Origin of the sequence: Nakamurella endophytica (assembly GCF_014646215.1) — a bacterium.
In the GTDB taxonomy this organism is placed as follows: domain Bacteria; phylum Actinomycetota; class Actinomycetes; order Mycobacteriales; family Nakamurellaceae; genus Nakamurella; species Nakamurella endophytica.
The window spans coordinates 12606-32207 of record NZ_BMNA01000013.1 but is presented as its reverse complement, the minus strand read 5'-3'; the positions used below and the strand labels follow the sequence as shown (position 1 = coordinate 32207).

The window sequence follows — 19602 nt, the reverse complement described above, 5'->3', positions numbered from 1 at the left end:
GTCACGGCTCCTCGTGGGGATCGTTGCGGACCCGGGTCAGGAACTCCCGGGTCCTGGCGTGCTGCGGGTCGCGGATGACCTGGCTGGGTGGCCCGGATTCCACGACGACGCCGTGGTCGATGAAGTAGACGGAGTCGGCGACCTCGAGCGCGAAGGCGATCTCGTGCGTGACCACCATCATGGTCATGCCCTCGCGGGTGAGATCCCGCATGACGTCGAGAACCTCACCCACCAGCTCGGGGTCGAGCGCCGACGTCGGCTCGTCGAACAGGACCAACCGGGGGTTGGCGGCGATGGCGCGGGCGATGGCCACCCGCTGCTGCTGGCCGCCGGAGAGCTGGGAGGGGTAGAAGCCGGCCCGGGCGGACAGCCCGACCCGGTCCAGCAGTTCCATGCCCCGCCGCTCGGCCGCCTGCTTCCGCACACCCCCGACCATCCGCATCCCGGAGACCACGTTGTCCAGCGCGGTCATCATCGGGAACAGATTGAAGCGCTGGAACACCATCCCGATGTCGGCCCGGCGGGCGGCGGTCACCTTGGGCGCCGCCTCGACCCACCGGTCGCCCTTCCGCTCGGCGCCGACCAGGTAGTCACCGACCCAGATCTGGCCGCCCTGGTACGTCTCCAGGCTGTTGACGCACCGGAGCATGGTGCTCTTGCCGGATCCCGACGGGCCGATCACGAACGCCGCCTCGCCGGCGTGCACGTCGAGGTCGATGCCGTCGAGAACCTGGAGGTCGCCGAAGTTCTTCCGCACGCCGCGCAGGCTGACGACCGGGACGTCCGCGACCCCGTCCACTGCTGGGGCGGTCATCAGATCACCTTCTCCTCGGTGTGGGCGATGGCGCGGCGACGCAGCCGCTCGCGTCGGGACAGGGCCTGCCGGCCCGCACCGCGACCGAAGTGCGCCTCCAGCCGCGCCTGCAGGAACGACGCCACGCTGACCAGCAGCAGGTACCAGAGCGAGGCGACGATCAGCATCTCGATCACGTAGAAGGTCTGCGACGAGATCGACTGCACCGTGCCCAGCAGCTCCCTGGTGCCGATGACGTAGACCAGCGAGGTGGCCTTGAGCAGGTCGATCGCCAGGTTGCCGGCGGCCGGCAGGATCACCCGGATCGCCTGCGGCATGACGATCCGCAGCAGCGACTGCCGCGGCGTCATGCCGATCGAGAGCGCGGCCTCGACCTGCCCCGGATCGACGGACAGCAGCCCGCCACGGATGACCTCGCACATGAAGGCGCTGACGTTCAGCAGCAGCGCCAGCAATGCCGCGGTCATCGGCGTGATGAGCTGGTTGGTGTCCCAGCCCGCGATCCGGGGCAGGAAGAGCGCCAGGTTGAACCAGAACACCACCTGCACCAGCACCGGCGTCCCGCGGAAGAACCAGACGTACGCCGACGCGATGACCTTGAGCACGACGTTGTGCGAGACCCGCATGGTGGCCAGCACCGATCCGAGGATCGCGGAGCCGACCAGCGAGACGCCGGTCAGCAGCAGCGTCACCCCGACGCCCTTGATCACCTCGCCGGAGAAGAAGTACTGCAGCACCACGTCCCAGTGCAGGGTCCCGCCCGCGATCACCGTGTAGGCGAGGATGCCCACCACCAGGACGACCACCGCGGCGGCGGCACCGGTGAGGATCCTGGGACTCCACCGCTTGTGCAGCTGGATGTCGGAGTCCGCCGCCAGGCGGCTGCGGATCGCGGACACCGCGCTCGGTTCGGTCATCGTCGGCATCGCGCTCAGAAGGTCGGGGCGTTGTAGAGGATCGCGGTCAGTGCACCGTCGCCCACCGACCAGGTGTCCATGATCTTCTGGTAGGTGCCGTCGGCGACCATCGACTGCAGGGCACCGCCGAGGGCCTGCATCAGCGCGGACTTGTTCTTGTCGAACGCGATGCCCTGGATGGCCGGGGCGAACAGCGGCACGGGCGAGAGCTCCAGCTGGGCCTGCACACCGTTGGTGGCGGTCTTGAAGGCGTAGTTGCTGACGCCGAACGTGTTCATCGAGGCGTCCGCCTGCCCGGACGCGACGGCGAGGTACGGCGCCGTCTGGTCGGCCGTCTCCGACAGCTGGACGTCCTTGCCGTTGCAGGTGGTGGCGTTCAGGTCCTTGACCAGGTCCGGGAAGATCGACCCGGTGACGATGCTGACCTTCTTGCCGCACAGGTCGGCCATCGTCTGGATGTTCTCGGGGTTGCCCTTCTTGACGATGACCCCGGAACCCTCCTTGCTGTAACCGATGAAGCTGACGACCTTCTCGCGGGCCTTGGAGTCGGCCATCGCGCTCACGTAGAGGTCGAACCGGCCGCTCTGGACGCCGGGGATGCCGGCGGTGAACTGGACGTTCTGCCAGTCCACGGTCAGCCCGAGCCGCTTGGCGGCCTCGGTGATCAGGTCGTAGTCGACGCCGCTCGGGGTGTTGCTGCCGGTCTTGTAGAACGACCACGGCGCGTTGCCGTCGGTCGTCGCGGCCGTGATGGAGCCCTTGCTCTTGATGTCGGCGGGCAGCGAGGCGGTCTGCGACGGTGCAGCAGGCGCGCTGGCGACGTCCTCGATGGCCGACGAGCTGGTGGCCGTACCGCTCGCGGATCCCGCGCCGCTCGCCGCGGACGACGAGGCTCCGCTGCCGGCGGAGGTGGACGAGGACGGGGCGGCCGAGCTGCTGCTCGCTGCGGCCGAGGTCGCGGGTGCGCCGGTGGTCGACGAGCTGGCCGAGGTGGACGAACCGGCCGAGCCGGACGAGCCGCAGCCGGCGAGAACAAGTGCGGTACAGCAGATTCCGGCCGCGAGTGCGGCACGGACACGGGTGGTCCGGATCATGCGGAGGGCCTCCTAGGCCGGGTGAGGGGAACCGGAAGAGCCGATCGACGGAGTCGCGCGCTGGTTGAACGGCAAAACAGTAACTCTTTTTCCCTTCTGGTCAAGCCCTCGCTTCCGACCAGCCGATGTGGGTGCGCGGCGGTGCCTGCGCGTCGGCGGTGCCGGAGACGGGACGGGCGGGCCGCATCCGGCACCGAGGCGCACGCCGGACGGTGCGCGTCGACGGGCGGCGGTTCACGGGTCGGGCATGGTTCGTGCCCGCCCGCACCACCCTGCGCGGCGGCGGTCCCGGCGGGCAGCACGGAGCAAGACGACGGCACCCTGCCCGGCCGGCTGGACCGGACGAAGCGGCCGGCGGCGCTAAGAAGTGGGCAGGTCCGCCGGGACGGCCAGCAGCACCCGTGCCTTCGCCCCGGCGTCGACACGGTCGTGCGCCTCGGCGGCCTGCTCCAGCGGCAGCGGATCGCCGATCGGGACGGCCAGCGCTCCGGCGGCCGCCGCAGCCGTCAGGTCCTGCGCCGCCTGGAGTTTCGCCTCGGCGGGGAAGTCGTCGCTGCCCAGCAGACGGATGGTGACGTTGTCGAACAACAGCGGCCAGAACGGGAGGTCGGGCCGGTCCTGCCGGGTCGCGTAGGCGGCGACGACACTGCCGTTGCGCACCACGGCGGCGTCCAGGTCGATGTTGTCGGAGAACGCCACCTCGACGATACGGTCGACGCCGGCCGGCGCGATCTCGCGGATGGCGGCCGCCGGGTCCGGCCCGTCCAGCCCGACGACGTGATCCGGCGACACCGCCGGGACGCCGTCGAGGTCTCCGGAGCGCCGGACGGTGCCGATCACCGTCGCGCCGCCCCAGCGCGCGAGCTGTGCGGCCAGCGATCCCACCGCGCCGAGCACGCCCTGCACCAGAACCGTGGCGCCGCGGACCGACCCGTCCCCGAAGACCGCGCGGTGCGCGGTGATACCGGGGATCCCCAGGCAGGCGCCCAGCGCGTCGGGCACGTCGTCGGGCAGGTCGACGGCCAGTGCCTGCGGCACGACCACGTACTCCGCCGCCGTGCCGAACGGCCGGTACGACTGCGCGCCGTGGACCCAGACCCGGCGCCCCACCCGGTCCCCGCCGACGCCGTCCCCGATCGCGTCCACGACGCCCGACGCGTCGCTGTGCGGGACGACCCGCGGGTAGGGCATGGTGCTGCCCAGCCAGCCCCGGCGCTTCTTGGTGTCGCCCGGGTTGATGCCGGAGAACCGCACCCGGACCCGGATCTCGCCGGGGCCCGGCTGCGGCTCGGGCAGCTCGCCCACCTGCAGGACCTCTCCGGCCGGACCCTGCCGGTCGTACCAGACGGCGCGCATGCCTGTACCTCCTGCCGAGCGGGGTGCGGCTGCCGTCCTGGCATCCGTCGTCGTGCGGTTCCCGGGCCGGCGTCCCCGCCGGAGCCGAGGGTGGTCAGGCCGGCTGGAGCACCGTCCGCAGCGACGTGGGGGCCTGTCCGGTCAGATCGTGGACGGCGGTGCTGACCTCGGCCAGGTAGCCGCCGCGGGTGGCTGCGCCGAAGGATGCCAGCAGGTCGGCGACCGGCTCGGGCAGACCCGCCGAGACGAGACCGGCGATGTATGCGGCGTCGTCCAGGTCGACGACGGAGACCTCGGCACCGGACACCCGGGCCGCGAATGCGGCGAGGTCCGCCGCCGACACCGCCTCCGGACCGGTGATGTCGTAGGCCCGGTTCGCGTGCCCGTCCTGCACCATGGCGGCCACGGCGGCGGCGGCGCAGTCGGCGCGGGTGACGTACGCGGTCCGTCCCGCGCCGGCGTTGGTGACCAGCCGCCCGGCGGCAGCCGCCTGCCGGACCGCGTCGACCTGCATGTCGGCGTAGAGGTTGTTGCGCAGGAACGTCCAGGCGACGCCGCTCTCCCGCAGCGCCAACTCGGTGCCGGCGTGGTCCGGGACGACGCCCGCGGGGTTGTCGGCGCTGGGTCGGGGCACCGAGGTGTAGAGGATCCTGGAGACCCCGGCCGCTGCCGCCGCGGCGATGGCGGCCTGCTGGTCCGCGAGCCGCACGCCGACCGCGTCCGTCGAGACCAGCAGCAGGGTGTCCACCCCGGCGAAGGCGGCGGGCAGCGTGTCGGGCCTGGAGAAGTCCCCGTGACGGCGGTCGGTGCCGGCGAAGCGGTCGAGACCGGCCGGATCGCGGCTGATGAGCACCACCTGTGCGGGGTCCACGGCCTGCACCAGCCGCTCGGCCGCCAGGCCGGCGAGCTGGCCGGACGCCCCGGTGATTGCGTAGGTCATGCCCGTCTCCATCCGTCATCATGCTGATTGCGGTTCGGACCAACCATAACCACACCGATGACGGTCGTGGGACCATGGGGTCATGGCCACGCCCCTGAAGACCCGGTTCGCGGTGGCTGTCCACGTGCTCACCTACCTGGCGGCCACGGGCGACGGCCGGGCGGTGGGCGCCACGGAACTCGCCGCGAGCACCCGGGTCACCCCGGTGCACGTCCGCCGGGTCCTCGGTCCGTTGCGGCGGGCCGGTCTGGTGGCGTCCCGACCGGGTGTCCACGGCGGGTGGGTGCTCCGCGGCCGTCCCGCGGACGTGACGCTCGGTCAGGTCTGGCGACTGCTGCAGGGCGACGACCCGGTGCTCGGGTTGCACGGACCGGACCCGCGGTGCCCGATCGGCCGGCGGATCGGGGCGGCACTGTCCGGGTACGAACGCGAGGTGGCGGCGGCGGTGGAGGCCACGCTCGGCCGCCGCACGGTGCAGGACGTCCTCGACGAGAGCGCCGCCGGCGTCGCCGCGCCGATCCCGACCGGCTGACCGGACCGGACCCGATCGGCCGTCACCGGCACCGGCGCGCGTCTGCTGCATTCACCCCGGCGTCCCGCTGTCGCATCGCGTCCCGTCCCGTTGACATAGGCAGGTAAATGCCTGCATGATTGGGCGGTGCCGGACGACGAAGCCCTCGACCCGGCCTTCCGTGCCCTGGCCGACCCGACCCGGCGCCGACTGCTCGACCGGCTCCGGCAGCGCAACGGGCAGACGCTCGGCGAGCTGTGCGCCGACCTGGCCATGGCCCGACAGTCGGTCACGCAGCACGTCGACGTCCTCGTGCGGGCGGAGCTGGTCACCGTCCTGCGCCGGGGACGGGAGCGACTGCACTACTTGAACCCGGTGCCGATCCACCGGATCCAGGAGCGCTGGATCGCCGACTTCGAACAGGCCCGCCTGCACGCACTCGCCACCATCCGCCGCACTGCTGAGAGGGATGCCATGACCGGGACCGCCGTACCCACCACTGCCGAGCCGACCCCTGGGTCGACCCCTGTGCCGACCTACGTCTACGTCACCTACATCCGGGCCGACGCGGAACAGGTGTGGCGCGCGCTGACCGACGCCGACCTCACCGCCCGGTACTGGGGACACGCCAACGTCTCCGACTGGCAGCCCGGATCCGTCTGGGAACACCGGCGCACCGACGGATCCGGGGAGGTCGACCTGGTCGGGCGCGTCCTGGAGGTGCAACCGCCGACCCGGCTCGTCGTCACCTTCGGCGACACGGGCGGACCCGGCGGCCCGTCGGTGGTGACCTTCCTCGTCGAGCCGCACGCGGACATCGTGCGGCTCACCGTCACTCACGAGAACCTCGCGGATGCAACCGCTCTCGGTGAGATCTCGCACGGCTGGCCGGCGGTGCTGGCCAACCTGAAGAGCCTGCTGGAGACCGGGGACGTGCTCCCGCAGGCGCCGTGGGAGATGGACCCGGTGCATCGCTGACCGCGGGTGGGGACCGCCGCGGGCCGCGTCATCCGGCAGCCGCCGGCGGCGTCTCCCCGTCGTCCTACCCTCCGTGGGGGGCGACGGTCGGTGCGGTGGTCAGCTCGGCGACGAGATGGGCGACGCGAGTGCGGATCTCGTCCCGGATGGCACGGACGCGGTCCAGATCCTTGCCGGCGGGATCGTCGAGCTGCCAGTCCTCGTAGCGCTTGCCGGGGAAGACGGGACAGGCGTCGCCGCAGCCCATGGTGACGACCACGTCGGCGGCGTGCACGGCGTCGGCGGACAGCTGCGCCGGGACCCGTCCGGTGATGTCGATGCCGACCTCGGCCATCGCGGCGACGGCGACCGGGTTGATCCGCTCGGCGGGAAGGGACCCCGCCGAGCGGACCCGGATGGCGTCACCGGCGAGGGCGGCCAGGAACCCCGCGGCCATCTGCGAGCGGCCGGCGTTGTGGACACAGACGAACAGGACGCTGGGCGTGTCGGGCATCGGTCACCGTCCCGCAGTTCGCGCGTCGCCCGGCTTGGTGGCACGGACGACGGCGCCGTGCATGCCGGGTGCGACCTCGTGGGTGAAGACCACCTCGATGTCGGTGAAGCCGACCGCCGCGAGACCCGCCAGGTACTCGGCGCGGGACAGGGCGCCGGCGATGCAGCCGACGAACGACCCCCGCCGCGCTCGCTCCTCGGGCGAGACGTCGTCCTCCGCCACCACATCGGAGACTCCGACCCGCCCGCCGGGCACCAGGACCCGGAACATCTCGGCCAGCACCGCCGCCTTGTCGGTCGACAGGTTGACCACGCAGTTCGAGATCACCACGTCGATCGACGCGTCCGGGAGGGGTACCGCCTCGATCTGCCCCTGCAGGAACTCGACGTTCGCGGCTCCGGCCCGCGCGGCGTTCGCCCGGGCCAGCTCGAGCATCTCGGGGGTCATGTCCAGGCCGTACGCCCGACCTGTCGGGCCGACGCGCCGCGCGGACAGCAGGACGTCGATGCCGCCGCCCGAGCCCAGGTCCAGGACGCGGTCACCGGGCCGCAGCTCGGCGACCGCCAGGGGGTTGCCGCAGCCCAGGCTGGCCAGTACCGCCTCGGCCGGAAGGTCCCCGGTGTCGCCGGGACGGTAGAGCGCGGCGCCGAAGATCTCGGACTCGTCCCGGTCGCCGACCGCGCTCAGGGCGTCGCCGGGGCCGCAGCAGCCGGCGCCCGGGTTCGAGCCGACGGCACGGGCCGCCGCGGCGTACCGGTCACGAACCTCATCCCGCACGGCATCGGTCGGTGCCACGGTGCCCACCTCTCATAGACGGATGTCGATGCCTCACCCTGACGCACGCATAGACACATGTCAATGAGAAGCGCACGATGGAGTCCATGGTCGCTGTCCCGAAATCCCTGCCGCTGCTGGATGCCGCGTGCTGCCCGCCACTGGTCCGGGCGCCGCTGGACGCCGACACGGCCGCGGAACTCGCCCACGCCTTCAAGGCGATCGCCGATCCTGCGCGGCTCCGCCTGCTGTCGATGGTCGCCGCCCACGACGGCGGGGAAGCCTGTGTCTGCGACCTGACCGAGCCCCTCGGCCTGAGTCAACCGACCGTCTCGCACCACCTCAAGGTGCTCGTGGACGCCGGTCTGCTGACCCGGGACAGGCGTGGCATCTGGTCGTACTACGCCTTGGTGCCGGGGGCACTGGACGCGCTGGCCGCCGTGCTCGGCAGCAGCGCGGCGCCGGCGGGCGTCGCACGGTCGACCGGCTGACCGGTCAGCTCACCGTGCGGGCGCGCTCGGCGAAGTCGGGCGACTCGGCCGGCACGACGCAGAACTCGATGCCCGACGGGTCGCCGAGCACCACCCAGCTGCGGTGCCGCCGCAGCTCGCGGGCGCCGAGCCCGACCAGCCGCCGCACCTCCGCCTCGACGTCGTCGGTCTCCAGGTCCAGGTGCAGCCGGGCCGGACCCGAGGCCAGGCCCTGGAGCCCGATGACGGACAGGGCGGCCGGATGGTCGAGCGCGACGAACTCGCGGTGCGCGGCCACCGGCCGCGCCTGCGCCGCCAGCGCCTCGGCCCAGAACCGGGCCGCCTCGGTCAGTTCCGCGGCCGGGACGTCGATCACCGTCTCCCGCAACAGCACCCGGTGCACGCTCGCTCCTAGCCTGCCCGGTTCGCGGGGGTGAACCCGAAGGCGGTGGTCTGCTCCCGGGCCCGGATCACGTGCGTGACAGCGTTGATCAGTGCCAGGTGGGTGAAGGCCTGCGGGAAGTTGCCCAGGTGTCGGCCGGTCTGCGGATCCAGCTCCTCCGCGTACAGCCCGAGCGGGGAGGCGTGCGAGAGCAGCCGCTCGCACAGCGCGTGCGCGCGGTCCACCTCGCCGATCTCCACCAGGGCAGAGACGAGCCAGAACGAGCAGATCGTGAAGGTGCCCTCCTCGCCCGACATGCCGTCATCGGTCTCGTCGACCCGGTACCGGAGCACGAACCCGTTGTGCGACAGCTCGTCCGCGATGGTGAGCACCGTGGCGCGGATCCGCGGATCGTCCGACGGCAGGAACCGCAGCAGCGGGGCCAGCAGCAGCGAGGCGTCCAGGGCGGTGCTCCCGTACCGCTGCACCAGCACGCCGCGCTCGTCGACGCCGTGGGCCAGGATGTCGGCGTGGATCTCGTCCGCCACGGCCTGCCACTTGTCGGCGGTCGCGTCCGAGTCGTGCAGCCGGGCCAGCCGCGCCCCGCGATCCAGCGCCACCCAGCACATGATCTTGGACGAGACGAAGTGCTGTGCCGGGCCGCGGACCTCCCACATGCCCTGGTCGGGCTCCCGCCAGCGGGCCGCCGCCTGCTCGACCTGCGCCTTGACGATCGGCCAGAGATCCTCGGGCATCTGGTCCCTCGACCGGGCGTGCAGGTAGATCGAGTCGAGCAGGGCGCCCCAGACGTCGTGCTGGCGCTGGTCGTAGGCGTCGTTGCCGACGCGCACCGGGCTGGCGTCGTCGTAGCCGGACAGGTGGTCCAGCACCGACTCGGTGAGCGTCCGCTCGCCGCCGATGCCGTACATGATCTGCAGGTCGCCAGGGTTGTCCCGGCAGACGTCGCTGATGAAGTAGAAGAAGTCGTTGGCCTCCCGGTCGAAGCCGAGCGTGTACAGGCCCCACAGCGCGAAGGTGGAGTCGCGGATCCACGAGAACCGGTAGTCCCAGTTGCGCGCGCCACGCGGCGTCTCCGGCAGCGACGTCGTGGCCGCCGCCAGCAGGGCTCCGGTCGGGGCGTACGAGAGCCCTTTGAGGGCCAGTGCCGAGGACTGCAGGTAGGTCCGCCACGGGTGGTCCGGGAAGGTGCCGCGGGTCAGCCACTCCCGCCAGTACTCACCGGTGCGCCACATCGCGTCCTCGGCCTCCGCCATGGTCTGCGGCGGCGGCAGCTCGGAGAAGCTCAGCGCGACGAAGTGCGAGTCGCCGAGCGACATCTTGGTGCGGGCCACCGCGGAGCGGCCCTCGAGCCCGATGCGCAGCGAGCTGGTCAGCCGGAGCGCCGGTTGTCCCGGAGCGGTGGCCGTCACCTCGCCGTAGCCGTCCCCGACGTAGGACCACGTCGGGCCGACCCGGGCGTAGTCGAACAGGGGCTCGCAGTCCACGGACAGGTCGACGCTGCCCGAGATGCACTTGACCGTCCGCAGCAGCACGTGCCGGGCGTCGACGTCGGTGGGCGCCCGGCGGTGCGTCCTGGACCGCTCCTCGATGTTGTGCCACGGACCCATCACCAGCGAGTCCCGCACGATGAGCCAGCCGGTCGGGGTCTGCCAGGTGGTCTCCAGCACCAGGGTGCCCGGCAGGTAGCGGCGGGCGGCGGGCACGGACACACCGAACGGGTTGAGCCGGAAGCAGCCACCGGCCCGGTCGAGCAGCGCGGCGAAGACGCTCGGCGAGTCCGGCCGCGGCAGGCACAACCACTCGACGGAGCCGGACGGCGCCACCAGGCAGTTGGTCTCGCAGTCGGACAGGAAGGCGTAGTCGGCGATGTTGGGGAAGGTCGCCGTCGACCAACCCACCTGCAGCGGCACCCCGCCGGTCGCCGCGCTGGAAACCGTCTCCTGCGAGGCGTGCGGACTATCGAGCTGCTCGGCGGGCTGCGACGCGGGGCCGCCCTGCGGCGACAAGGCGCCGTCGCCGCAGGGCGGTGCGGGTACCTGCGGGGTGGTGTCGATCACGCCGGTCATTGTCACCTGCGACGACGACGAGCGGCGCACACCCGCCCGGCCCGGCCCGGCGCGCGGCCGCGACGGATGGCACGCTGTGCCCGTGGCCACCGATCCCGCCCCGAGCACCGACCTGTCGCCGCTGGTCGACGCCCTGCGCGCGGCCGCCGAGGTGCTGCGCGACGCGGCCGAACACGCGGACCGGGCCGCGGCCAGGGCTGCCGAGGGGGATGCCGGGGGCGTGGCCGACGAGGCGTGGACGGCCCGCGGTCTGGCACTGCGGGCGCAGCAGGACCTCGAGCGGGCGGCCGAGACGGTCGACCGCCGGTCCGGCCCCGCCCAGCCGGCCGCGCCGCGGGTGGAGCCGCCGCCGTCCTCGGCGTCCTGGTCGTGACGCGCTGGGTGGTCCTGCTCAAGGGCGTCAACGTGGGCCGGGCCAACCGCATCAAGATGGCCGACTTCCGATCGCTGCTGGCCGATCTCGGAGCGGAGCGGGTGACGACCGTGCTGCAGAGCGGCAACGCGGTGCTGGACAGTTCGCTGTCCGGGGCCGAGCTGTGCGACGGGGTACGTCGCGGGCTGGCCGCCGCGGGTGTCGACGTCCCGGTGGTGGTGCGCACCGGTGACCGGTTCGCGGCCGCGATGGACGAGGACCCGCTGGGCGAGGTCGCCACCGATCCGGCCCGCCACCTGCTGGGCTTCCTGTCCGCCACGCCCGCCGCGGCGGCAGTGGCGGCACTGGACGAGGCGGTACGCCGCCGGCAGGCCCGCGGCGGCAAGGACAGCGACGACCGCTACGTGATGGTCGGCGACCACGTGCACCTGTGGTGCGCGTCCTCGGTGCACGAGTCGGTCTTCGCCACCGTCGACTGGGACCGGCTGCTGGGCGTGACCGTGACGATGCGGAACTGGGGCACGGCCGCCAAGCTGCGCGACCTGCTGGCCGGCTGACCCCGTACCGCCGGTGCGCCTACCGTGGGACGGGTGAGCGCAGCCGACTGGACCGCCGACCGCATCCCCGACCTGACCGGTCTGCGGGCCGTGGTGACCGGAGCCAACAGCGGCCTCGGGCTGCAGACGGCCCTGGAGCTCTCGCGGCACGGTGCGTGGGTGACCCTGGCCTGCCGGGACGAGGCCCGCGGCACCGCCGCGGTCGACCGCGTGCGTCGCGAGACGGACGGCGGATCCGCGCATCTCGCGCTGCTCGACCTGGCGGACCTGTCGTCGGTGCGCCGGTTCGCGCAGAGCTGGGAGGGTCCGCTGGACATCCTGGTGGCGAACGCCGGGATCATGGCCGTGCCGCGCGGCACCACGGCGGACGGCTTCGAGCGGCAGCTCGGCGTCAACCACCTCGGGCACTTCGCGCTCGTCGGCGGCCTGCTGCCGCGGCTGCAGGAGGCGGCGCGCGGCCGCGTGGTCTCCGTGTCCAGCAACGCGCACCGCTTCGGCCGGATCGACTTCGACGACCTGCAGTCGACTCGCCGGTACCACCGCTGGCGCGCCTACGGGCAGAGCAAGCTCGCCAACCTGCTGTTCGTCCGCGAGCTGTCCCGGCGGCTGGTGCTGGCCGGGTCCCGGGTGATCGCCGCCGCGGCCCATCCCGGCACCGCCGACACCGCGCTGCTCCAGGGCTTCACCGGCGGCAATCCGCTGCTGGGCGCCCTGGTCGCCCCGGTGAGCCGGCTGATGTCGCAACCGGACTCGGCCGGCGCGCTGCCGATCCTGTACGCCGCGACCATGCCCGACGTCGCGCCGGACGACTACTTCGGGCCGCGAGGCCTCCGCGAGACCCGCGGCGCGCCCGTCCGCGTCGGCACGTCCGCTGCTGCCCGGGACGGTGCCGCGGCCGTCCGGCTGTTCGACGTCAGCGAGGAACTCACCGGGGTCCGCTACGACCTGCCGCGCTGAGCGGCGCGGTGCGGATCAGCCGAAGATGCCGCTGCGCGGGTTCTTGCCGGCGGCGGGGGAGCGGGCCCACTCGGCGAACGATTCGGGGTTGCGGGTCTGCAGCAGCACCCGGCCGGGGCCGGTGAAGTCGAAGACGAAACCCTCGCCGGACTTGAGCGACTGGATGGAGCGGCCCTCCACGGCCCGGCGCATCCGGAAGTTGATGCCCAGGTCGTAGGCCACGACGTGGCCGGTGTCGATCACCACCGGCTGCCCCGGCAGGAGGTCGAAGACGTCGATGGCGCCGTACACGCTGACCAGGGCCTGGCCGTGGCCGGTCGCGCGGATTCCGAAGCCGCCCTCGCCGCCGAACAGGTTGGCCATGCCGCCCCACTGCGAGTCGATCTGCACGCCCGAGGAGTTGGCGATCCAGTTGCCGCGGGCCAGGTAGAACGGCCGATCCGGGGTGATGTCGATGCTCATCACGTCGCCGGGCAGCACCCCGGCCATGTCCACCCAGCCGCCCTCGGCGGGCGCGGTGTAGGTCGAGACGAACAGCGACTCGCCGCCCAGCACGGACCGCTTCAGCCCGGCCATCAGCCCGCCCTCCACCCGGGAGGACAGCTGCACGCCGTAGCTGTGGGCGATCATCGCGCCGGACTCCACGCGGACCGACTCGCCGGGGGACAGGAACGCCCGGGCGACGGTGAACGACGGGCTGTGCCGGAGCTGGACCTGCATGGCGACAATCTAGTGAGGACGTCAGTCGCCCGCGCGGTCGACCAGGACGCGGAGGACCTGCGGGGCGAAGAAGCGACGGTTGTACGGCTGGTCACCGAGCTGCGACAGGATATCGAGTCCGATCAGGGCGGTGACCAACTTGTTCGCTCGCGGGTAGGACACGCCGAGCTCTGCCGCTGCCTGCCGGACCGTGAAAGTGATCCTCGAGACCGCAAGATCGACGAGCGAATGCGCACTGTCCGCGCGCAGGGGGGACTTCCGGACGCGCTCCTTGAGTTCCGCCTGCGTGTCCACGAGCCCGAGCATCCTGCGCTGAGTGGCGTTCGCGGAGGACTCCAGACCCAAGGCGAAGAAGTGGATCCAGCTGTTCCAGTCACCGTGCGTCGAGACTCGAAGGAGGCCGTCCTGGTAGGCGTCACGCCGGGCCTCGAACCACGGCGAGACGGTGAGAGTGGGTTCGTGGAGCGTCTTCATGCCCAGCAGATGGAGCACGATCAGCATGCGCCCGATACGTCCGTTGCCGTCGTGGAAGGGGTGAAGCGTCTCGAACTGGTAGTGAGCCATGGCCGCCGCCACGACCGGGTCCACCATTGTCACGTCGCTCTCGGCGATCCACGTGAGCAGATCTCTCAACCGAGCTTCGAGATCGACACCAGGCGGCGGCGGAACAAATCGCGCGGCGCGTACCGGGAATTCGGTGTCGGATATCCCTGGTCGTCGACCGATCACTACTTGGACTGGCCGGACCATTCCAGAAGTCGACTTCTCCAGTGCGGTGCCGCGCACGAGGATCAACTGCAGTTCTGCTAGTGCAGGAACAGTCAGTGTCCGACCCTGACCGGCCCATTCGAACGCCTCCTCCGCCATGGTCTCGTAGTTGATGACCTCCCGCATCCGAGGCTCGGCGGGGTCGTCGGCCGCGGTGAGCACCCGCTCCAACGGCTCGCAGGTCCCTTCGAGTGCCGAGGTGGACTGTGCTTCGGATCGGAGGGTCGGCCGGCGCAGCAGTCGGAGGTTGGGAAGGTGGCGAGCAGTGCTGTCCAGTGCTGCGAGTGCCGCTCGAGCGTTGGCGACCGCCCGGTACGTGGTCCCGGTCAGCGAGTCCGGCGCGGTGTCCGGCAGTGGATCTGGAAGGAACGCACGGTGGTCCCACGGGCCGCGCTCCGGATCCGTCCCGGTGATGGGGACAAGGATGCCGGTGGCGGTCCCCTCCCCGAACAGTTGCGGATCCACAATGCAACTCTATGGGTTGATCAGGATCATTGTGGGCTCAGATCGCTCGTTCACGACAACAGCGAGGCGATCCAGATGGCGTGACGGCGAGGACGGCACCATCGCAATGAAACTCGAACGCCTGCCCATGGACATTGTGGACACGAAGTGCTCCTTGAGGAGAACGCTTGGCGACGTGCATCCCGCCCCTGGGGACCCGCCGAAGCCGGTGACGCCCGCAGCTACCTCCCGGAGCCGCGAACTGCGGCAACGGTGAGGCTCCACTCTGGCGTGTCCCACGTTCCGGGCGGAGCGTGCACCGGTCCGCCAGGATGGCCCGATGCCGACCGTCGCCGCCATCCTGCCGCCCACCCTGTCGCCCGAGGACCTGCTGGCCGCCGCGGAGGCCGCAGAGCAGGCCGGCCTGGCCGAGGTCTGGCTGTGGGAGGACTGTTTCAAGGAGAGCGGCATCGCCCCGGCGGCCGCGATCCTCGCCCGGACGCAGCGGCTCGTCGTCGGCATCGGTCTGCTGCCGGTGCCGCTGCGCAACGTGGCGCTGACCGCCATGGAGCTCGCCACGCTGGCCAGGATGTTCCCCGGGCGCCTGCTGCCGGGCATCGGTCACGGCGTCCTGGACTGGATGGCGCAGGTCGGCGCCCGCGCCGCGTCGCCGGTGACCTTGCTACGCGAGTACGCCTCGGCGCTGCGCGACCTGCTGCACGGCGCGACGGTCACCGTGCAGGGCCGCTATGTGCAGCTGAGCGAGGTCGCCCTGGACTGGCCGCCCACCCCGGCTCCGCCGCTGCTGGTCGGGGCGATCCGAGAGCGCACGATGCAGGTGGCTGCCGAGCTGGGCGACGGGGTGATCCTCACCGGCGGGACGCCGCCCGAGCAGGTCGCCGAGGCCGCGCGGCTGCACCGCGAGGGCCGCGCGGCGGCCGGCCGCGAGGGCGACGCCGACGTCGTGGTGTTCGTGGACGTGCCCGGCGGGACCGACGCCGCGGGCATCGCCGCCCTGGTCCGGCAGCACGCGGCCGCCGGCGCCACCCGGGTCGCGCTGATGCCCGGCGACGACAGCCCGGTGGACGGGTTCGTCGCGACGCTCGGGCGCGAGGTGCTGCCGCTGCTCGGATGACTCCGAGGGCTGACCGCCGCGCGGACTAGAGGAACGGGTCCGGCAGGTGCAGCAGCACGTTGCGGCTGTCGGGCGCGCCCGCGCGCGGGTGCCCGTCCAGGTCCGACACCCGCGCCTGCCAGGCGTTCGCCGCCAGCTGCCGGGACAGCCCGGCCATGGCGTCGACCGTGGTGACGGTGCCCGACCAGGGCAGCTCGCCGCAGTGGTCGACCATCGTGACCGCGACGGTGAGCGTGCCGGCGCCGCGCAGCAGCTCGACGATCCGGGCCTGCTGCGGGTGGTCGATGAGCGACGGTGCCGTCACCTCCCACCACGGGTGCCCGCCGGGCTCGCCGGTGTGCGGGACGACCGCGGTGACGTGCCGGTGGCCGTTGAGCCACGCCACCACGCTCGGGTGGGCGTCGACCACCGCCGCGACCTCGTCGGCGAGCACCCGCGGCGCGGCGCCCTCCGGCGCGGTGCCGTTGACCAGGTCCGCCAAGGTGTGGTGGCTGGCCAGCACGACGTACCGGCCCTCGCGGTCGGCCGCCGCCAGCTCCACGTCCAGCCAGGCCAGCTGCACCGGATCCAGGCAGCCCTGCCAGCCGCCGTAGTGGTTGACGGTGTCGAGCACCAGGCTGGTGACCGGCACGTCCAGGTCCAGGTGATCGAAGCGGTACCAGGCGCGCCCGGAACCGGGGCCGACCGTCCCGAAGCCGTGGCCGGGTGGCCGGGCGCCGGGATGCTGGTGCGCGGCCAGGAACTGGGTGCGGGTGATCGTCGTGCGGCCGAGGTCCGGCGTCACCGCGCGGACCACCAGTTCCGGCCACCGGTCCAGCGCGTCCGGGGCGTTGGCGTCGATCTGCTGGCAGAACCGGGCCACCTCCTCCAGCGACCAGGACGGCGGCAGGCCGATGGCCTTGAGGCGTTCGAGGCCGGCGCGCGGCCAGTCCTCGGTGGCCGGGATGGTGCCCTGGATCATCTGGTCGTGGTTGCCGTGCACCGCCAGCCATGGCATGGACAGGCCGGAGGCCACCACCGGTCGGCGGCAGGCGTCGAGCAGTCCGGGGGCGTCCGGGAACCCGTGCAGCCGTCGCGGCCGGTCGACCGCCTCCCGGGTCTGCGGGTCGGCCGACTGCACGGACTCGCCGGGTTCGGGATGCCAGAAGTACTCGTCCCAGTGGTCGTGGTCGGCCACTCCCTCGTACCGGGCGGGCGTGCCGGAGTCCGGCAGCACCCGACCGCCGTCGAGCAGGCCGATGTACCACTCCAGCTCGTTGGTCTGCGCGTTGTCCGTGACGTCGCCGGTCACCACGGCCCAGTCGACCGGTCGCCCGCCGACCGGTCCGGACTCGACCTGGTTGACCGCCCGGATCATGGCGTCCGCGACCTGGACGGTCAGCATCTCCTGCGCGCGGTAGCTGCCGATGGCGTCGATCAGGTGCTTGAGCGGCGAGTCCGGGTCGGCCCAGCGGTCCAGGAACTCGGCGCGGGCCGGGGACTGCGCGTCGCAGACGTGCAGGTCGGACAGGTGGGCGATGGTGCACACCGGCGTCCCCGGGACGTCGGGCGCGGGGTGCAGGTCGGTCCGGTGCGCGTGCGGCCGGCCAGGCCCGGCGGCCAGCGGCCAGTAGCCCTGCGGTCCCGGTGCGCCGCCGACGATCTCCGACCGGTCCGTGGTGGTCACGCCGGGATTGTCGCAGCCGCTCCCACCACCGGGAACGGCCGCGCCCCGGTGGCCGGACGGGCACGGCCGGAGGACGGGTGCGCCCAGGAATAGTGCTGTGCACCGTGCGTTCTCTCCATCAGTAAACCTGAGCCGCTCCGGCTCAAGCCGAGTTGACAGGACCACCACCCGGTGGGCATGCTGGCAGCAGCTTGAGCCGAGGACGCTCAACCCTTGACTCGAACCCAGAGCCGCGCGGCCGTCCCGACCGTGCGGAGAACCGCAAGCAGGAGGAACGCATGTCGCGTGCCGTCGGTATCGATCTCGGTACCACCAACTCCGTCGTCTCCGTGCTGGAGGGCGGGGAGCCGACCGTCATCGCCAACGCCGAGGGTGCCCGTACCACCCCGTCCATCGTCGCCTTCGCCAAGAACGGCGAGGTGCTGGTCGGTGAGGTGGCCAAGCGTCAGGCGGTGACCAACGTCGACCGCACCATCCGGTCGGTCAAGCGCCACATGGGCACCAAGTGGACCGTCGCCATCGACGGCAAGTCCTACACCCCGCAGGAGATCAGCGCCCGGATCCTGGGCAAGCTGAAGCGGGACGCCGAGTCCTACCTGGGCGAGGCCGTCACCGACGCGGTGATCACGGTCCCGGCGTACTTCAACGACGCGCAGCGCCAGGCCACCAAGGAGGCCGGCGAGATCGCCGGTCTGAACGTGCTCCGCATCGTCAACGAGCCGACCGCGGCCGCCCTGGCCTACGGCCTGGACAAGGGCGAGAAGGAGCAGACCATCCTGGTCTTCGACCTCGGTGGTGGCACGTTCGACGTGTCGCTGCTGGAGATCGGCGACGGGGTCGTCGAGGTCAAGGCCACCGCCGGTGACAACCGGCTGGGCGGCGACGACTGGGACGAGCGGGTCGTGACCTGGCTGGTCGACAAGTTCAAGTCCGCGCACGGCATCGACCTGACCAAGGACAAGATGGCCATGCAGCGGATCCGCGAATCCGCGGAGAAGGCCAAGATCGAGCTGTCCAGCTCGCAGCAGACGTCGATCAACCTGCCGTACATCACGGTCGACGCCGACAAGAACCCGTTGTTCCTGGACGAGTCGCTCTCCCGCGCCGAGTTCCAGCGGATCACCTCCGACCTGCTCGACCGCACCCGGACGCCGTTCCACCAGGTGATCAAGGATGCCGGCGTGAGCGTGTCGGCCATCGACCACGTCGTGCTGGTCGGCGGCTCCACCCGGATGCCCGCCGTCACCGACCTGGTCAAGGAGCTGACCGGCGGCAAGGAGCCCAACAAGGGCGTCAACCCGGACGAGGTCGTGGCCGTCGGCGCCGCGCTGCAGGCCGGTGTGCTCCGCGGCGAGGTCAAGGACGTGCTGCTGCTGGACGTCACGCCGCTGTCCCTGGGCATCGAGACCAAGGGCGGCATCATGACCAAGCTGATCGAGCGCAACACCACGATCCCGACCAAGCGGTCCGAGATCTTCACCACGGCCGAGGACAACCAGCCGTCGGTGCAGATCCAGGTCTACCAGGGTGAGCGAGAGGTGGCTGCGTACAACAAGAAGCTGGCCATGTTCGAGCTGACCGGGCTGCCGCCGGCACCGCGGAACATCCCGCAGATCGAGGTCACCTTCGACATCGACGCCAACGGCATCGTCCACGTCACCGCCAAGGACCTGGGCACCGGCAAGGAGCAGTCGATCAAGCTGACGGGCGGCTCCGCGCTGTCCAAGGACGAGATCGACCGGATGATGAAGGACGCCGAGGCGCACGCCGAGGAGGACCGCGCCCGCCGCGAGGAGGCCGAGGTCCGCAACCAGGCCGAGGCTCTCGTCTTCCAGACGGAGAAGTTCCTGAAGGAGAACGACGAGAAGCTGCCGGAGGAGCCGAAGACCCGCGTCCGCGACGCGATGTCGGCGGTGACCGAGTCGCTCAAGGGCAGCGACCTGGCCGCGATCAAGTCGGCGGTCGAGACCTTGGCCACCGAGTCGCAGACCCTCGGTGCCGCGCTGTACGAGCAGTCGCGCGCCGCCGGTGACGCGGCCGGTGCGGCGGCCGGTGAGCAGCAGGCGACCTCGGCCGGCACCACCGCCGGTGAGGACGAGATCGTGGACGCCGAGATCGTCGACGAGAAGCCGGACCTGAACAAGTGATCGGGCGCAACGACCACCA

At 71.9% G+C, this 19602-nt stretch carries 20 protein-coding genes; 8 read left to right on the top strand and 12 right to left on the bottom strand.

The window, feature by feature from the left end; translation table 11 throughout:
- Position 1 precedes the first annotated feature (1 nt).
- The 5 genes from IEY37_RS18835 to IEY37_RS18815 all read right to left on the bottom strand — a co-directional run bounded on the left by IEY37_RS18835 (position 2) and on the right by IEY37_RS18815 (position 5121).
- Complete coding sequence (locus IEY37_RS18835) at positions 2-814, bottom strand: amino acid ABC transporter ATP-binding protein (protein WP_188944393.1); 813 nt, start codon at positions 812-814, stop codon at positions 2-4.
- Positions 814-1731 carry an amino acid ABC transporter permease gene (locus IEY37_RS18830; RefSeq protein WP_188944391.1) on the bottom strand — a complete coding sequence of 306 codons (918 nt, stop codon included), beginning with the start codon at positions 1729-1731 and terminating at the stop codon, positions 814-816. Before IEY37_RS18830 ends, IEY37_RS18835 begins: the two co-directional genes overlap by 1 nt.
- A gap of 14 nt (positions 1732-1745) precedes the next feature.
- Entirely contained in the window at positions 1746-2825 is a 1080-nt protein-coding gene (locus IEY37_RS18825) for an ABC transporter substrate-binding protein (protein WP_188944389.1), read from the bottom strand.
- 360 nt (positions 2826-3185) lie between these two features.
- Positions 3186-4181, bottom strand: a complete 996-nt coding sequence (locus tag IEY37_RS18820; protein WP_188944387.1) for an NADPH:quinone reductase — start codon at positions 4179-4181, stop codon at positions 3186-3188.
- 94 nt (positions 4182-4275) lie between these two features.
- A complete protein-coding gene (locus IEY37_RS18815) occupies positions 4276-5121 on the bottom strand; it encodes an NAD(P)H-binding protein (protein ID WP_188944385.1) in 846 nt (281 codons plus the stop codon).
- 82 nt (positions 5122-5203) lie between these two features.
- Here IEY37_RS18815 and IEY37_RS18810 point away from each other — a divergent pair, with 82 nt between their 5' ends.
- Together IEY37_RS18810 and IEY37_RS18805 are read left to right on the top strand one after the other, a co-directional pair.
- Positions 5204-5653, top strand: a complete 450-nt coding sequence (locus IEY37_RS18810; RefSeq protein WP_188944382.1) for an Rrf2 family transcriptional regulator — start codon at positions 5204-5206, stop codon at positions 5651-5653.
- Positions 5654-5779: 126 nt separating this feature from the next.
- Positions 5780-6610, top strand: coding sequence for an ArsR/SmtB family transcription factor (locus IEY37_RS18805; protein WP_188944380.1), 831 nt, complete (start codon positions 5780-5782; stop codon positions 6608-6610).
- 64 nt (positions 6611-6674) lie between these two features.
- On the opposite strand, the gene IEY37_RS18800 is transcribed toward IEY37_RS18805, so the two are convergent.
- Both IEY37_RS18800 and arsM read right to left on the bottom strand, forming a co-directional pair.
- Positions 6675-7103, bottom strand: a complete 429-nt coding sequence (locus tag IEY37_RS18800; RefSeq protein WP_188944378.1) for an arsenate reductase ArsC — start codon at positions 7101-7103, stop codon at positions 6675-6677.
- A 3-nt stretch (positions 7104-7106) separates the two neighbouring features.
- Complete coding sequence (gene arsM / locus IEY37_RS18795) at positions 7107-7898, bottom strand: arsenite methyltransferase (protein ID WP_188944376.1); 792 nt, start codon at positions 7896-7898, stop codon at positions 7107-7109.
- Positions 7899-7984: 86 nt separating this feature from the next.
- On the opposite strand from arsM, the gene IEY37_RS18790 reads away from it, so the two are divergent.
- Complete coding sequence (locus IEY37_RS18790) at positions 7985-8368, top strand: ArsR/SmtB family transcription factor (protein WP_188944374.1); 384 nt, start codon at positions 7985-7987, stop codon at positions 8366-8368.
- Between the two features lie 4 nt (positions 8369-8372).
- Here the strand turns inward: IEY37_RS18790 and IEY37_RS18785 are convergent, their stop codons facing one another.
- A complete protein-coding gene (locus IEY37_RS18785; protein ID WP_188944371.1) occupies positions 8373-8750 on the bottom strand; it encodes a VOC family protein in 378 nt (125 codons plus the stop codon).
- Between the two features lie 8 nt (positions 8751-8758).
- On the bottom strand, positions 8759-10816 hold the full coding sequence (locus IEY37_RS18780) for a glycoside hydrolase family 15 protein (RefSeq protein ID WP_188944369.1): 2058 nt from the start codon (positions 10814-10816) through the stop codon (positions 8759-8761).
- Positions 10817-10898: 82 nt separating this feature from the next.
- Between IEY37_RS18780 and IEY37_RS18775 the strand changes: the two genes are divergently transcribed.
- The 3 genes from IEY37_RS18775 to IEY37_RS18765 are packed head-to-tail and all read left to right on the top strand — an operon-like array spanning position 10899 to position 12703.
- A complete protein-coding gene (locus IEY37_RS18775; protein WP_188944367.1) occupies positions 10899-11189 on the top strand; it encodes a hypothetical protein in 291 nt (96 codons plus the stop codon).
- Positions 11186-11746: a DUF1697 domain-containing protein gene (locus IEY37_RS18770; protein WP_188944365.1), complete on the top strand. Its 561-nt coding sequence runs from the start codon at positions 11186-11188 to the stop codon at positions 11744-11746. Before IEY37_RS18775 ends, IEY37_RS18770 begins: the two co-directional genes overlap by 4 nt.
- A gap of 33 nt (positions 11747-11779) precedes the next feature.
- On the top strand, positions 11780-12703 hold the full coding sequence (locus IEY37_RS18765; protein WP_188944363.1) for an oxidoreductase: 924 nt from the start codon (positions 11780-11782) through the stop codon (positions 12701-12703).
- A gap of 15 nt (positions 12704-12718) precedes the next feature.
- Here the strand turns inward: IEY37_RS18765 and IEY37_RS18760 are convergent, their stop codons facing one another.
- Positions 12719-13423: a TIGR00266 family protein gene (locus IEY37_RS18760; protein WP_188944361.1), complete on the bottom strand. Its 705-nt coding sequence runs from the start codon at positions 13421-13423 to the stop codon at positions 12719-12721.
- Positions 13424-13444: 21 nt separating this feature from the next.
- The gene (locus tag IEY37_RS18755; RefSeq protein ID WP_188944359.1) at positions 13445-14656 is read right to left on the bottom strand and encodes a Fic family protein; all 1212 of its coding nucleotides are present in this window, start codon (positions 14654-14656) and stop codon (positions 13445-13447) included.
- Between the two features lie 319 nt (positions 14657-14975).
- Between IEY37_RS18755 and IEY37_RS18750 the strand changes: the two genes are divergently transcribed.
- Entirely contained in the window at positions 14976-15770 is a 795-nt protein-coding gene (locus IEY37_RS18750; protein WP_188944357.1) for an LLM class flavin-dependent oxidoreductase, read from the top strand.
- A gap of 25 nt (positions 15771-15795) precedes the next feature.
- Here IEY37_RS18750 and IEY37_RS18745 read toward each other — a convergent pair whose 3' ends face one another.
- Positions 15796-17436, bottom strand: coding sequence for a TIGR03767 family metallophosphoesterase (locus IEY37_RS18745; protein ID WP_188944355.1), 1641 nt, complete (start codon positions 17434-17436; stop codon positions 15796-15798).
- A gap of 278 nt (positions 17437-17714) precedes the next feature.
- Here IEY37_RS18745 and dnaK point away from each other — a divergent pair, with 278 nt between their 5' ends.
- Positions 17715-19583: a molecular chaperone DnaK gene (gene dnaK / locus IEY37_RS18740; protein WP_188944353.1), complete on the top strand. Its 1869-nt coding sequence runs from the start codon at positions 17715-17717 to the stop codon at positions 19581-19583.
- Positions 19584-19602 lie beyond the last annotated feature (19 nt).

What these genes read in the sequence shown, in the direction of transcription:
- IEY37_RS18800 (WP_188944378.1), bottom strand. Translation starts at nt 7,103, where the DNA reads ATGCCCGACACGCCCAGCGTCCTGTTCGTCTGTGTCCACAACGCCGGC.
- IEY37_RS18780 (WP_188944369.1), bottom strand. Translation starts at nt 10,816, where the DNA reads ATGACCGGCGTGATCGACACCACCCCGCAGGTACCCGCACCGCCCTGC.
- IEY37_RS18750 (WP_188944357.1), top strand. Translation starts at nt 14,976, where the DNA reads ATGCCGACCGTCGCCGCCATCCTGCCGCCCACCCTGTCGCCCGAGGAC.
- IEY37_RS18835 (WP_188944393.1), bottom strand. Translation starts at nt 814, where the DNA reads ATGACCGCCCCAGCAGTGGACGGGGTCGCGGACGTCCCGGTCGTCAGC.
- IEY37_RS18825 (WP_188944389.1), bottom strand. Translation starts at nt 2,825, where the DNA reads ATGATCCGGACCACCCGTGTCCGTGCCGCACTCGCGGCCGGAATCTGC.
- IEY37_RS18830 (WP_188944391.1), bottom strand. Translation starts at nt 1,731, where the DNA reads ATGACCGAACCGAGCGCGGTGTCCGCGATCCGCAGCCGCCTGGCGGCG.
- dnaK (WP_188944353.1), top strand. Translation starts at nt 17,715, where the DNA reads ATGTCGCGTGCCGTCGGTATCGATCTCGGTACCACCAACTCCGTCGTC.
- IEY37_RS18820 (WP_188944387.1), bottom strand. Translation starts at nt 4,181, where the DNA reads ATGCGCGCCGTCTGGTACGACCGGCAGGGTCCGGCCGGAGAGGTCCTG.
- IEY37_RS18790 (WP_188944374.1), top strand. Translation starts at nt 7,985, where the DNA reads ATGGTCGCTGTCCCGAAATCCCTGCCGCTGCTGGATGCCGCGTGCTGC.
- IEY37_RS18810 (WP_188944382.1), top strand. Translation starts at nt 5,204, where the DNA reads ATGGCCACGCCCCTGAAGACCCGGTTCGCGGTGGCTGTCCACGTGCTC.
- IEY37_RS18815 (WP_188944385.1), bottom strand. Translation starts at nt 5,121, where the DNA reads ATGACCTACGCAATCACCGGGGCGTCCGGCCAGCTCGCCGGCCTGGCG.
- IEY37_RS18760 (WP_188944361.1), bottom strand. Translation starts at nt 13,423, where the DNA reads ATGCAGGTCCAGCTCCGGCACAGCCCGTCGTTCACCGTCGCCCGGGCG.